Genomic DNA, 14010 nt, shown 5'->3' with positions numbered 1-14010 from the left:
GATACGACGCCATTGCGGACACTGGCGCCATTTCTCTCACACCCCTGCCGTCACCCCGGGCTTGACCCGGGGTTCCGCTTTCTCTTCGCGCAAGCTATCCAAGGATCACGTTGTAAAGATCCAGCCAGTCTGGATTGCCGCGCTCGATCAGGTCGAACTTGAACGCTCTGCGCCAGCGCTTCACGCGCTTCTCGTGCGCTATGCAGTCCTCGATCCGGTCGCCGCGCTCTGCCCAGACCAGCCGCTTCAAGCCATAACGGGCACAGAAGTCCGAGCCCCGGTCCTCGCGGTGCTGATGGATGCGCGCAGCAAGGTGCGAAGTCACGCCAACGTACATCGCGCCTCGGTAACGGTCGGCCATGATGTAGACCCAACCACCGAGCCTTTCCCTGTCCATGGCGTGACGAGACAGAAAGCGGGACCCCGGGGCAAGCCCGGGGTGACGATAATGGTGCTGTTATGGAAGCAACAGCAGAAATCCACCCCTTTCCTGCCATTCAGTGCCCTGTCGGAGATCCACAATAGCTGTCATCCCGTCAGTGCTAAAATCTCCTAGGATCTCGCTCTCAACAGGCTCCACAGCACCACCGCCGCCAGCAGGTCCAGCCCCGCCAGCGCCACGAACAGCGGATTGTAGCCGAACACGTCGGCGCTCTGCCCGATCAGCAGCGTGAACAGCATGCCCCCAACCCAGGCAGACGTGCCCGCCATGCCGCTGGCCGTGCCCACGGTGCGGCTGTCGAACACGTCGGCGCAGAGCGTGATCAGCGCGCCGTTGAGCATCTGGTGGGCAAAGCCGCCGATGCAGAACAGGGCAATCGCCATCTCCGGCGACGTCGCAAGGCCGATGCAGGCAGGCCCCACCATGCATAGCGCGCCAAGCGTCATGGTGATCTTTCGCGATGACAGCATCGAGGAGCCGCGCTTCATCAGCCATGGCGGCAGGAGGCCCGCTGCAAGACTGCCGAAGTCTGCGGCAAGGAACGGCATCCAGCCCCACATCGCGATGGATTTCAAGTCAAGCTTCCACACCGCCACAAGGTAGAGCGGGATGAAGAAGTTGAAGGTCTGCCATGCAGGCTCGGCCAGGAAGCGCGGTACGGCAATCGCCCAGAACGAGCGGCTGCGCAGAACGTCGCCCTTGGTCGCGGGCTTGGTCGCGTCGGGCTGGTTCATCGCCACGATCGCATCGCGCTCGGCTTGCGAAAGGCGCGGATGCACGGCGGGATCGCGGTAGCCGAACCACCACAGCCCGGCCCAGACAAGGCTCAGCGCGCCGGTCACGAGAAACGCCGCCTGCCAGTTCCACGCAAGGATGCAGAACGCCACCAGCGGCGGCGCGATCATGTTGCCAACGCTCGTGCCCATCTGGAACAGGCTGGTGGCGAGCGGGCGCTCCTCGGGCGGGAACCACTGCGAAACCGTCTTGGTCCCCGCCGGAATCGCAGCGGCTTCGGTCGCGCCGAGCAGCGAACGGAAGAACGCCAGGCTCATCCACCCGGTCGAAAAGGCATGGGCCATGTTGCTCAGCGCCCAACCCACCGCGAACACGAAGAACCCCACCCGCGTGCCCAGCGCATCGAGCACCGCGCCCGCTACAGTCTGCATCACCGTGTAGCTCGCCTGAAAGGCCAGCACGACCCAGCTGTACTGCTCGGTCGACATCGCAAATTCGGTCTTGAGCGTAGGCGCCGCGACCGAGAGCGTCGAGCGCGCAAGATAGTTGAGGATCGTGCCGAGCGTGATCAGCGCGATGATCCACCAGCGCAGCGGGAGCTTCCTGAGCATGTGTCTTTATCCGTTGGCTTGGGGGAGGATCAGCGCAGCCGCTCGATCTCGATCATCGAGACGCGCGGCTCTGCGGTGCCGGGCACGAAATCGAGTGCGAGGGTGCCCTTTGCCTTCAGCGTAATCGCCTTGGCTTCCGCCACGGCACCGGACGCCGGAATGGCAGGCTGGAACTTGCGCAGCAGCACCTTCTTCCCGCTCCTGACTTCAAAGGTTCCCGGCTTCTGGTCGGCCGCCGTGGCAAACCACAGCGTCACCTTGTAGCGGCCATCGGACACCGGCACGCGGTAGGAGAACGTGCCCTTGCGATAGGTCGCCAGCGCGTTGCGCTCGTTGGTGCCTGCGATCTCGGTCGGCACCGATGGCCTGCCGAAATCGGCCGGCTTGTCGAGCGTCCCGGTGCTGCCGCCTTCGAACCAGTTATCAGAGCCGAGGATCCGCTCCGCCCCGCGGCTTACCACCAGCGCACCGGTATCGATCACGAAATGCTGGCGCGTCCGGGGCGCAAGCGTCCACTCGGCCCGGTCCTCGACCTGTCCGCCGGCGTGGGTTCCACGTGCCACCAGAGCGTTAGCGCCATCGTCCAACGCCACCGCCGTCCACACGCAGGCCTTCTGCGGGCAATCGCTCTTCACGCCCAGCGAACGGCCATTGAGCAGCAGTTCGGTGCGCGCGGTGTTGCTGTAAACCTTGACGTCGGCCACCGGATAGGCGCGGTTCGCGTAGCGCTTGGAGGTGATGTGAACCATCGGCTCCGCGTTCCAGTTCGCCTTGTAGAAGTACCACGCATCCTTGCGGGTCTTGTGATCATAGGCGACGAGGCCCTTGGTGTTGATGTCCTGCGCATCGCCCTCGGTGCGCACGGTCGTGGCAAAGTCGAACGAATTCCACAGCCACGTCGCATAGAGCCACGGCCTTGCATCGAGTTGCGCGAGCGCGGTTTCGTGAATGTAGCTTTCGTACTCCTCGGGCTGCGCAAACCCGCGCGAGTCCACAGGAGCGCCGAGCACGTTGTCGGTGTGGATGGTCAGGGCGCCGCCAGCGCCATATTCTGTCACCGCCAGCGGCTGCTGCGGACGCCTGGCGCGAAGCCCATCGAGATGCGGCCCGAGGTCGCCCGGCTGCCCGAAGTACCAGCCGAAATAGCGGTTCGCTCCGCCAAGATCGGCCGCTACCGCCGTGGTCGGAATCTCGATGTCGCCGCCGAACGCCCGCGCCTCGCAGCAGGTGGCAAGTGCGGTCGGACGCGAAGGATCGAGCGCCTTGGCGGTCTGCTGCAACACGTTCAGCAGCGGCATCGGATCGACCTCGCGCCCATTGACGCCGCCGAACAGGAAGGCCGGCAGCGAATTGCCGAAGTCCACCTCGTTGGCGATGCTCCAGATCGCGCTGGCCGCGTGGTTCTGGTTCTGCCTGACCAGTTCGGTCAGCTGCGCCTTGGCATTGGCAACCAGCGCCGGATCGGCGTCCTTCTTGCCACCCAGCGTCCAGACCGAGACCAGCGGAATCTCGTCCCACACCACGATCCCGGCGCGGTCGGCGATGTCATGGACATCCTGTCCGTGCTGGTAGTGGGTCAGGCGGATCGTGTTGGCGCCCATCTCGCGGATAGTGGCGACATCTTCCTCGACGTCGGCGCGCGAAATCGCCCATCCTTTTCCGTCACGGTCCTGATGGTAGCCGACGCCCTTGAGGCGATAGGGCTGGCCATTGAGCAGGAATCCGCGCGCGGGATCGAACGCCATGGTCCTGATGCCGTAGAGTTGGCTCACTGTATCGGAGAGTTGGCCCTCTGCCTTCGAGAGTTGCCCGTTTGCCTCGGAGAGTTGGACTTTGAGGTCATAGAGGTAGGGATCGCTAGTGCCCTGCCATAGGCGGGGGTTAGTGACAGTGAGATTCGCGTTGATTTCACCGGTCTTTCCAGCCGCCAGCGTGGCCGGAATCACCGCACTTGCCACCTCGCGCCCGTCACGATCGACCAGTGCGACGCGAACCTGCGCCTTCGCCGCCTTGACCCCGTCATTGGCGACGCGCACGGCCACATCGACCACCGCTTCCTGGGCCGAGGCCGAAACCGTGGTGGCCCGCACGCCGGGGCCGCCGAAGTCCGCCAGATCGATATGCAGCGCCGAAGTCGTGACCAGACGAACGGGGCGATAGAGCCCGCCATGCACGAAGAAATCCCCGGAAAGCGGCAGCACATCCGCAGTCGGCCCGCCTGCCTTGGGCTGGGAATTGTCGACGCGCACGACCAGAACATTGTCGCCATCGCCCCGCATCGCCGCCGTGGCATCGAGCCGGAAGCGCGAGAAACCGCCGCGATGCTCGCCGAGGTACTTGCCGTTGAGCCAGACCTTGGCCACCCGGCTGGCGGCATCGAACTCGAGCCACTGGCGCTTGCCCGCACTGGCGGCGGGCGTGGCGAAATTGAGGCGGTACCAGCCCACACCCTGGCGCTTGTCGACTGTGGCCTGGCTGTTGGTGCCACCCAGATCGTGATGATAGTAGCCGACGCGGTTCCAGGTGTGCGGGACGGAAACGCTTTCCCAAGCGGCATCGGCAAAATCAGGAGCGACCGCATCAGGCGCATCGCCATCGAAGAATCGCCAGCCCGAATCGAGCTGCGTCACCGCACGCGCCTCTTGCGCAAGGACGTGAGTCGGCCAAAGGGCGAGCGCAAGCCACGAGACCGGCCCGAAAATCCTGCGCTTCAGCATCGCTTTTCCCCTTTGCACTTTTTTCGTTGAGATTGGTCAGGCCGATAATAGAGCGATATTCTGGCGATTTTGCAAGACTTTCATTCCAAGTTTGATAGATTTCTGCTCCGAGCGGCTAACCAGAATCCGGACTGTTCGCAAAAAATTGGCTTGACAGGCGCTCGATCAGACGCAATTCGGTCAGACCAACAAGCTTTGCCAAATTCCAGACGGGAGAGAGTTATGTCGGTCCACAGGCTACTATTGTCAGCAGCGGCGGTCGCGCTGATGCCCGGTTTCGCTTATGCGCAGGACGCTGGCCAGACCGATACCAGCCAAGCTGCTCCCGAGCAGAGCGGTGAAGGGCTCGAGGAAATCATCGTTACCGCGCAGAAGCGCGAGCAGAACATGCAGGATGTGGCCGTTGCGGTCACAGCGCTGAGCGGCGAAGCCCTGACCAATCGCAACGTTGCGACCGTCGGCGACCTTCCCCGCCTCGCCCCCAGCCTTACCCTGACGCAGGGCAACGTGCCCACCAACAACTCGCTGAACCTTCGCGGCATCGGCACGGTCTCGTTCAGCACCGCGATCGAGCCCTCGGTTGCCGTGATCGTCGACGACGTGCCGCTGCTCCAGCAGGCCCAGGCCTTCTCGGGCCTGAGCGACATCGCACGCATCGAAGTGCTGCGCGGCCCGCAGGGCACGCTGTTCGGCAAGAACGCCTCTGCCGGTGCCGTCAACATCGTATCGCGCGGCGCATCGAAGGACCTGACCGGCGCCATGACCGGCACGGGTACCACCGATGACGAATTCCGCGTCGAAGGCTCGCTTTCAGGTCCGCTCGGCACCGGTGTCGGCTTCCGCGTGAACGCGTTCTACGCCGACCGCAAGGGTTACATTCGCAATCTTCAGAACGGACAGCGCCTCAACAACGACAAGAGCTACGGCGTGCGGGGCCGTCTCGAGTTCGAACCGACGGACAACCTGAAGTTCGACGTGATCGCCAGCCACTCGGTCAGCGAAAGCAACGGCTTTGCCCGCACCTATCGCGCAACTCCTGCCGGCGCGGCCATCTTTGGCACCCCGCTCGCGGCAAGCCTCGTCGGCGTCACTCCGGGCGAGGACAATTACAACGTCCGCCTGAACAAGCCGTTGTTCAACAAGAGCAAGCAGACGACCGTTTCAGGCCGCGCCACCCTCGACCTCGGCTTTGCCGATCTTGTTTCGGTCACCAGCTATCAGGACTGGGACTTCCAGTTCGAGGAAGACTTCGACTACACCATCTCTGACGTGCTGGGCATACCAGGGGGCATAACTGCAAACAGCACTTATGCTGCCAGCCAGTTCACCCAGGAACTGCGTCTCGTCTCCCCCTCGAAGTCGGATCTGAGCTATGTCGTCGGCCTGTTCTATGCCGACGGCAAGACCGATCGCAAGTTCGCGCGCGGACCTTCGGGCCCGGTCGTGGCGAACTGGACGTCGCGCAGCACGACGCAGAGCTATGCCGCGTTCGCCCAGCTGACCTACAACCTGTCCGACACGACGCACGTCGATGCCGGCGTCCGCCTGAACCACGAAGAAGTGGGCGCACGCTTCGTCAACAACGTGCCGAATGCCAACCCGCCTGCCAACAACGCAACCTGCCTCAGCGTCTGCGTCGGTGCGGCCAAGGACACTGTCGTCACCTGGAAGACCTCGCTGCGGCAGGACCTTTCGGATGCGGTGATGGTCTATGCCTCGTTCGCGCGCGGCTACAAGGGCCAGGGCTTCGACATCAGCACCGGCTTCAAGCCCGCTCGTGCGGCCAATCCCGTGCGTCCGGAAACCTCCGATGCCTATGAAGCGGGCATCAAGTCCCGCTTCCTCGACAACAAGGTCCAGCTCAACATCTCCGCATTCTGGAGCAACTTCCGCGACTTCCAAGCCCAGTCGGGCGTGGTACTGCCGGACAACACCATCGAACTGACGCTCAACAACGTCGGCCGGGTGCGGACACGCGGTTTCGAAGTGGAGCTTTCGGCACGCCCGATCCCGACGCTGACCCTGGACAGCGCGCTGAGCTTTACCGACACGCGCATCATGTCGTTCCCGGGCGCGCAGTGCTATGCCGGGCAGACGACGGGTTGCGTCGATCTTGATGGTGCAGGTCCTTCGACCGTCAAGGGCCAGAACCTTGCCGGCAAGCGCCTTCCCAACGCACCGCGTCTGAAGTTCAACGTCGGCGGCACCTACGACATCCTGCTGCCTTCGCTGCCGTTCGACGCGTTCATCCAGACCGACGTTTCCTATCAGAGCGCGGTCAACTTCGACCTGCTGGCGAACCCGCTGACGGTGCAGAAGGGCTATACCGTGGTCAACGGCAGCATTGGCATCGACCAGAACGATCGTGGCGGCCTGCGCGTCGCCCTGTTCGTGAACAACCTGTTCGACAAGCGCTATGCCTCGAACATCTCGGTTTCGCCTGGCGGTTCGCTGGGTCTGCTGCAGCAGGCTCTCGACCGCAATTCGCGCCGCTACTTCGGCATCAAGGCGCGCTTCGAGTTCTGATCGCAGCGCATCGCCAAACGAGCCACCTTGCTACTGCCGGATCTCCCAATGGCGGTGGCACCCCTCAAAGGCCCCGGAGTGAAAGCTCCGGGGCTTCTTTTTTGGTCACTTCTCAGAGGCGTTTGACGGCCTGCTTGTGCACAACCTCACCGCGCAAGAGGTCCACGATCCGCGCGAGGCCTGCTTCTGCATCGGCCGAGATGCCGCAGACGAACAGGTCAACCGCGGCCACGCCGGTTTCGGGCCAAGTGTGGATCGAGATGTGGGATTCGGCGAGCATGGCGACTGCGGTCAGCCCCATGCCTTCGCCGAAATGGTGCATGTGCAGGCCGACGATGCGGGCGTTTGCGGCGCTCGCCGCTTCGTGCAGGGCCTGTTCGATCAGCGCGGCATCGCCCAGCCCGTGGCATTGCGCGAGATCGGCGATCAGGTGCACGCTGGTGCCGGGCGGGTGGGCCATGTCAGGCAAGACTTTCGAACGGATGCGCGAGGTGGGCAAGCACGCCTTCCGCTGCAACTACGCCGCGATAGTGGGCTTCCTCGAACAGCGAAAGGCCGGAGATGTCGGAGTGGGCGAACCAGACCGGCGCCTTGCCCCGGGCGGCGGCGATGCGGGCGGGATCATCGAGGAAGCCGGGCACGGGGCTGGCCATGGCGTGGCCCCAGCGCCAGACGTCGATGCGCTCGATGGCTCCGGCAAGGTCGGGGTTCATGGCGAGCAGATCGTCGGTTATGATCGCCTGCCATGCCTCTAGGCTGCGGGTCATCAGGATCTTGCGCGCCTGAGCGGGCGTTTCCCGGCTTAGCGGCAGATACCATGTTAGCACGGTGGCGCCGCTGCCAGCAGACGACGTCTGGTGCGTGGCGACGACGTAGCCGAGGCTTTCGCTGGCGGCCGAGACATTGTCCCATGCGAGCGGCGTGCCCTTCCCTGCCGGTGGGCGATTGACTGTGATGTTGGCGACGACCCACGGGGCGTAAACGAAGCTGTCCTTGGCTGCGAAATCGGGCGCAACGCGGGCGGCGACGAAGTGCGGCATGGCGAGCACGGCGGCGCGGGCGCGGATGCGGCGGGTCTGTTGCTGGCGGTGATCGAAGATGTCAGCGAGCACCTTGTCGCCCTCGCGGACCACGCGGACGACCGATTGCGCGGGGCGGATGTGGCCGGAAAGGCGATCGGCGAGGAGCGCGGCAAGGCGGCCATTGCCTTCGGGCCAGGTCAGTTCACGGTCGCCGTCGCCGCGCGCCGCCCATCCGCGACGCCCAGCGAAGTAGTGAATCCCCGCCCATGCCGAGATGCGTTCGGGCTCGGTGCCGTAATCGTCACGGACGCAGTAGCGCAGGTAGGCGCGCAAGGGTTGGGAGGCGTAGCCCTGCGCATCAAGCCAGTGGGCGAAGGACTGCTGATCCAGCGCGCGGTATTGCGGGTCTTCGCTGGAAAGAGCCATGGGCACGGCGAAGGCGGGCTTGCCGTCGCTGCCGGTAGCGCTGCGGAACTTGGCCATGGCGGCATCGAAGCGGCTCCGCTGGGTGCGGTCGTCGGGCGTCAGGGCGGTCTGCGGATAGAGGCCTTCCTGCCACTTGCCGCGCCACAGCAAGCGTTCCTCAAGGTCGGCGCAGAGTTGCAGCGGGTCATAGACCGGTGCGCCCTGCTCCTCGCCCACGATCATGCCGAATTGCCTGAGCATATGGCGCAGCGCGCGAGCCTCGCGGTTGGGCACGGGCAGATAGTGCGCGCCGAGCGGATAGGCGCTGACCGCATTGCGCCCTGACCGGGCGTTGCCGCCGGGGGTGTCTTCCAACTCGCACAGGGCGAAATCGGCAAAGCCCGCCTCGGCCAGACGCCAGCCGGTGGAGAGTCCGGCGATCCCGCCGCCTGCGATCAGCACGCCGATGTCCTCGACCGGGCCGGTAGCTGCAGGATACCTGCCTTCGCGGATCAAGTGGCCGCGTTGCCAGTCTGCACCGCCCAGTTCTCCGGGGTATCGTTCTCCGGGGTATCTCTGGGCGTTGCAGCCGGGCAGCAGGGCCGCACCCGATCCCGCCAGCGCCGCACCCATTACTTGCCGACGGGTCGGCTCAACCTTCATAGCGGCCCCATTCCTCGGCAAAGCTGCGCACGAGTGCCTGGTTGTCGAGCCGGTTCACCGGGGTGGGCCGACGCGCCATGTCGGGCGGGAAATCGAACATGGCGCGCTCGGCTGCGGGATCGAGGAAGCGCAAGTGCGGCGGCAGGCGCACGGCATCGCCGATGGGCTGGTGCGCGGCCATGGTGAAGCCCCATTCGCCGAAACTCGGCACATAGGCGTGATAGCCGCGCGCGGTCAGCCCTGCGGCTTCGAGCGTGCTGGCGACGGTCCAGTAGGAGCGCGGGGCGATCAGCGGCGAGGTGCTCTGCACGGTCATCACGCCTTGCGGGGCCAGCAGGCGGGCGACTTCGCGGTAGAAGCTTTCGGTGTAGAGCTTGCCGAGCGAGAACTCGGTGGGATCGGGGAAATCGACGATGATCGCATCGTAGCGGCGCTGCTCGGCGCGCACCCAGCGGAAGGCATCGGCGTTTACCATGGTCAGGCGCGGCGAGGCGAGCGCCTGGCTGTTCAGTTGGGCAAGTTGCGGCGTATCGCGGAACAGGCGGGCCATTTCGGGATCGAGATCGACCAGCGTGACATGGCCAACGCGCGCATCGCGCAGCACCTCGCGCGCGGCAAGGCCATCGCCGCCGCCGAGGATAAGGACCTGCCGGGGCTGCGCGACGCGCCCGAGCACCGGCCAGACCAGCGCTTCGTGATAGCGGTATTCGTCGCGCGTGGAGAACTGGAGGTTGCCGTTGAGGTAGAGGCGCAAATCGCCATCACGGCGGGTGATGACGATGCGCTGGTAGGGGGTGGAGCGGGCATAGACGACCGGCTCGTTGTAGAAGGCGACCTCACTCATCCGCTGGAGCCGGTCAGCAAAGAAGAGGCCTGCGAGGAGCGAGGCGGTGACGATCAGCGCGGCCGCCATGTCGCGGGCGATGCGCTCCTGCTTGCGCAGTGCGACTAGCAACGCGATGGCGACGCCGACGTTGGCGAGGCCGAAAACGAAGCCGGTGCGGATCATGCCAAGCTGCGGCACCAGCACCAGCGGGAACAGCAGCGAGGCGATCAGCGCGCCGACGTAGTCATAAGTCAGCACGTTGGAGACCAGCTCGCGGAAGGCGAAGCGGTGGCGCAGGATCCGGATGAGCAGCGGAATCTCAAGCCCCACCAGCACGCCGATTGCCATGACCAGCGCATAGAGCACGACGCGGAAATCGCCGACGAGCGGGAACAGCAGGAACAGCCCGGCCGCCGACCATCCGCCCAGCGCGGCGATCAGGATCTCCACCCGCACGAACACCGCCATCTCGCCGACACGGACATGGCGCGAGAGCCAGCTGCCCACGCCCATTGCGAAAAGGTAGGTGCCGATGACGGTGGAGAACTGGGTTACACTGTCGCCCAGCAGGTAGCTTGCAAGCGTGCCTGCGAGCAGTTCGTAGATCAGACCGCAGGTGGCAACGACGAGGACCGAAACGAGCAGGATGACCGCGAGCGAGGCAGGAGCGGCATCGCCCCCGCCTGCCGTCGCGGCTTCGGGCATGTCATCCATGCACGGCGGCGGCGATGATGTTCGAGATACCGATGGCAACCGCGCCTGCAAGCAAAGCGACGGCCATGTTCTTGCGCTCGATGATCTCGCGCCACAGCTCGCCGGGGGTCAGCCGGTCCACCAGCACGAAGCTGACGATGAAGATCACGATGCCGAGCGCGGCATAGAGCATCGTGGCGATGATGGTGGTGGCAGAGAGCATGACAGGCTCCTTTCAGGATCGCGGGATCACTTGTGGGTGGGGCCGACGTGGCCGGATGCGGATGGGCGGTCCTCGTCGTCACTGTAGAACGAGTAGGCGTTGAACGCGGCGAACAGGGCTGCGGCGAGCAGGCCGAAGCACAGGATCGCGAACAGGATGAGACGCTTGGTCATTTGTCGCGGTGCCTCCACCACAGGATCGAGACGGGCCAGAGGAAGAGCGCGATGACCAGCGTCCACCACATGCCCCACGACATCGCGCCGGTGCGGGCCTCGACCCAGACGTTGATCGTCTCGGCCTGCCCCCAGGCGTCGTTGGGCGCGGGATCGACCGGCCAGCCATGGGCAGTGCCGCTGGCATAGACGTCGTAGGTGCCGCGCGGAACGTGCCCGAACATGGTGTCGCCATGGTAGCTGCCTTCGGTCCAGTAGCCGTCGGAATCGCGGCCTGCGTAGTGCTCGACCAAGCCGAACGCATCGATGGATTGCTCGCTCGACCGGTCGACCAGATTGTATTCGAGATCGACCCAGCGGTTCTCGAACATGTTGGTGTCTGCGTTGACGGTGACGAATTGCCACGGCCTGCGCACGGTGATCGTGCCGATCTTGACCGGCGCGATCTGCCCGCCGACCGGCACCTGGATCATCGAACTGGTCTTCGTGCTCGGCCCCGCCAGCAGCGCCATGGCGATGGCGGCGAAGAGCGAGACGGCAAGGGCCAGCAGGAACATGCGGCCAAGATCGTCCTGCTCCATGCCCGGTGCGGCCTTGAACTGCATCAGGCCCTGCGCGGCCTTGCGCCGGGGCAGGCTGCGGCGGTTGAGGCCGAAGGCGTTCTCGATCTCGGCTTCATCAATCGGGACCAGTTGCGTCCAGTTCTCCTCGCCGTCCGAGACTTCGCGCGAAAGGATCGTCTCGCCCGACTGGAACAGGGTGGCATTCGCCGTGTCGCCTGCCTTGACCCGCCAGTAGAACTCGCCAGCAACCGCCGTGGTCGAGGTAGGCTGGTCACGTCCTAGCCGAGAGAAGTTTTCGCCTCGCCAGAACACGCGGTTCCGGTCCCCCTGCGGACGATCTGCCAGAGGCGTGCCGAACTGCCATTCGCCATCGGCCACAACCAGCCAGCGATAGCCAAGGTAGGGGTTGAACAGCAGGAACTCCTGCCAGATCGTGATCTGGTCCTTGCGACGAAGCGCGCCGACCACTTCCCACTCTTGCCCGAACACCGTGCCGCGCTTGCCGATTTCAAGCGCGAAGCTGGCCTTCGCCTTCTCGTGCCGTCGGATGAGCGCGACTTCTGGCCGCGAGACATCGAGAACCGAGCCGCAGTTCTGACAGATCAGGTTTACCGAGAAACCGGCGGCGCGCACTTCGATGGTCCCGCCACAGGCCGGACAGGTTATGGCCTTTCCGCCACTCACCGCAGCTCTCCGGGGATCGTCCAGTCCTCAATCTGGCGCAAGTTGCCGGGCTTCAGGCTTATCAGATCCCAGCTATCGCCGAACCACGCGGTCGTCCCGGTCTTGTCACGCTGAAGCGAGAGGACTTCGCCGCTGGCAGAGCGGAAATCGATGCTGGTCATGCGGGTGCCGACCAGCGTGGAAATCGGCAAGTCGCCTTCGCTGCCGAGGCATTCGACCTGCTTGATATCGCTGGCAAACAGCTGTCGGCCTTCAACTTCGATCACATCGCCCCGGGTTATCGCCTCACCTTGCGCAAAGGCGCGGACCTTGGGCAGATCGAGCAGTTGCGGCCATTCGGCGGTGAGCATGAACATGCCCGCAGCCTCGGCCAGCCAGAACTGCGCACCGGTCTCGGCAATGGCGAGCCATTCGTTCCACGATCCACCGGACCACGCCCAGCGCACCCTGCCCACGACCGTCATCCCGCGCCCATCCGCAACCAAGGTGGTGCCAAGCTGGATCGGGGAGACGTCGAACGGCAGCACCGCCACCTTGCCCATGTCCTCCACGCGCAGGCCTTCGCGCAGGATCAGCGTCTGGCAATAGGGGCACGTGCCATAGGGCAAGGACGGCCCGCGCACCGGCACTTGCGCTCCGCACGACGGACAGTTCAGCACCGCTTGCAATTCCCCCGTTGCGGCAATCAGCGAATGCGCGAAAGCAGCTCGGCTTTCTTCGCATCGAACTCCTGCTGGCTCAATACGCCGAGCGTGACCAGCCTGTGGAGTTTTTCGATGGTGGCCAGCGGGTCTTCTTCCGGGGCAGCAGGAGCCGCTGCCCGGCCAAGACCCTGCGCCATCGCGCCGCCAAGTGCGGTGGCAGCAGCCACGCCCGCGCCGATCCCGGCCACACCGCCGCCTTCCTGGTTCGCTGCATCTTCAATTGCTTCTGCGGCCTGAAAACGCGTGTAGTTGCCAAGGTCCCCCAGCACGCGCATCGAACTCGCCTTGTCGAGATGGGCCTGCACCTCATCGGGCAGCGAGACGCTTTCGACGTAAAACGACAGGCAGGTGAGGCCCCACTGCGCGAAGGCCTTGTCGACTTCCGCCTTGATCCGGTCCGACAGTGCCTGCTGGTTGGCGGCGAGATCGAGGAAGGCAATGCCGCTGCCGCCGAGCGCAGTCGCCATCGCGGTCTGGATCGCGGCGCGCAACTGCGGCTCGAGCGTCGGCACGGCCACGCCTTCAAGCGTACCGAGCACACGCGAGACGAACGGGGCGACCTCATTCACGCGGAAGGAATAGGAGCCGAATGCGCGCAGGCGCAATGCGCCGAACTCGGCATCGCGCACGGTCACGGGCTGCGCGGTGCCCCACTTGAGGCCATGCTGTTCCTTGAGCGAGAGGAACACGACGTCCGACTTGAACGGCGATTTGAAAGCCTTGTCCCAGTTCATCAGGTTTGACAGGAGCGGCAGATTGGCCGTTTCCAGCGTGTGCAGGCCGGGGCCGAAATAGTCCGCCACTCGCCCCTCGTTGACGAAGGCTGCGATCTGGCCCTCGCGCACCGTCAGCTGCGCGCCGTGCTGGATTTCGCGGTCGGCAAAGGGCACGCGCCATGCGAGCTCGCCGGGGCGCTCCAGCCACTCGATGACATCAACGAACTGCTTGCGAAGGAAATCGAACATGGCTGTCCCCGCTGGAATGAGCGGGCAGATTAGCGGTGGCGACGCGCGCTGCAACCGG

The 14010-nt window shown here is 64.8% G+C and carries 12 protein-coding genes; 1 reads left to right on the top strand and 11 read right to left on the bottom strand.

Annotated elements, in window-relative coordinates:
• Positions 1-94: 94 nt before the first annotated feature.
• The 3 genes from ACZ1JW_RS12915 to ACZ1JW_RS12905 all read right to left on the bottom strand — a co-directional run bounded on the left by ACZ1JW_RS12915 (position 95) and on the right by ACZ1JW_RS12905 (position 4505).
• Positions 95-397, bottom strand: coding sequence for a GIY-YIG nuclease family protein (locus tag ACZ1JW_RS12915; RefSeq protein WP_465126285.1), 303 nt, complete (start codon positions 395-397; stop codon positions 95-97).
• Between the two features lie 155 nt (positions 398-552).
• On the bottom strand, positions 553-1788 hold the full coding sequence (locus ACZ1JW_RS12910; RefSeq protein ID WP_465140822.1) for an MFS transporter: 1236 nt from the start codon (positions 1786-1788) through the stop codon (positions 553-555).
• A gap of 29 nt (positions 1789-1817) precedes the next feature.
• A complete protein-coding gene (locus tag ACZ1JW_RS12905; RefSeq protein WP_465140821.1) occupies positions 1818-4505 on the bottom strand; it encodes a glycoside hydrolase family 2 protein in 2688 nt (895 codons plus the stop codon).
• A 267-nt stretch (positions 4506-4772) separates the two neighbouring features.
• Here ACZ1JW_RS12905 and ACZ1JW_RS12900 point away from each other — a divergent pair, with 267 nt between their 5' ends.
• Complete coding sequence (locus ACZ1JW_RS12900) at positions 4773-7031, top strand: TonB-dependent receptor (RefSeq protein ID WP_465140820.1); 2259 nt, start codon at positions 4773-4775, stop codon at positions 7029-7031.
• Positions 7032-7143: 112 nt separating this feature from the next.
• Here ACZ1JW_RS12900 and speD read toward each other — a convergent pair whose 3' ends face one another.
• The 8 genes from speD to ACZ1JW_RS12860 are packed head-to-tail and all read right to left on the bottom strand — an operon-like array spanning position 7144 to position 13952.
• Entirely contained in the window at positions 7144-7491 is a 348-nt protein-coding gene (speD, locus tag ACZ1JW_RS12895) for an adenosylmethionine decarboxylase (protein WP_465142776.1), read from the bottom strand.
• Between the two features lies 1 nt (position 7492).
• Complete coding sequence (locus tag ACZ1JW_RS12890) at positions 7493-9121, bottom strand: FAD-dependent oxidoreductase (protein WP_465140819.1); 1629 nt, start codon at positions 9119-9121, stop codon at positions 7493-7495.
• Positions 9111-10661, bottom strand: coding sequence for a polyamine aminopropyltransferase (locus ACZ1JW_RS12885; RefSeq protein WP_465140818.1), 1551 nt, complete (start codon positions 10659-10661; stop codon positions 9111-9113). Before ACZ1JW_RS12885 ends, ACZ1JW_RS12890 begins: the two co-directional genes overlap by 11 nt.
• A complete protein-coding gene (locus ACZ1JW_RS12880; RefSeq protein ID WP_144907729.1) occupies positions 10654-10863 on the bottom strand; it encodes a DUF350 domain-containing protein in 210 nt (69 codons plus the stop codon). The genes ACZ1JW_RS12885 and ACZ1JW_RS12880 overlap by 8 nt, the downstream gene beginning before the upstream one ends.
• A gap of 26 nt (positions 10864-10889) precedes the next feature.
• Complete coding sequence (locus ACZ1JW_RS12875; protein ID WP_465126292.1) at positions 10890-11036, bottom strand: hypothetical protein; 147 nt, start codon at positions 11034-11036, stop codon at positions 10890-10892.
• Positions 11033-12283 carry a DUF4178 domain-containing protein gene (locus ACZ1JW_RS12870; RefSeq protein ID WP_465140817.1) on the bottom strand — a complete coding sequence of 417 codons (1251 nt, stop codon included), beginning with the start codon at positions 12281-12283 and terminating at the stop codon, positions 11033-11035. Before ACZ1JW_RS12870 ends, ACZ1JW_RS12875 begins: the two co-directional genes overlap by 4 nt.
• Complete coding sequence (locus tag ACZ1JW_RS12865) at positions 12280-12942, bottom strand: DUF4178 domain-containing protein (protein ID WP_465140816.1); 663 nt, start codon at positions 12940-12942, stop codon at positions 12280-12282. Before ACZ1JW_RS12865 ends, ACZ1JW_RS12870 begins: the two co-directional genes overlap by 4 nt.
• 26 nt (positions 12943-12968) lie before the next feature.
• The gene (locus ACZ1JW_RS12860; RefSeq protein ID WP_465140815.1) at positions 12969-13952 is read right to left on the bottom strand and encodes an SPFH domain-containing protein; all 984 of its coding nucleotides are present in this window, start codon (positions 13950-13952) and stop codon (positions 12969-12971) included.
• Between the last annotated feature and the right edge of the window lie 58 nt (positions 13953-14010).

This window comes from Novosphingobium sp. BL-A-28-Hi1-0D (assembly GCF_055521755.1).
This window is presented reverse-complemented; position numbering and strand designations above follow the sequence as displayed.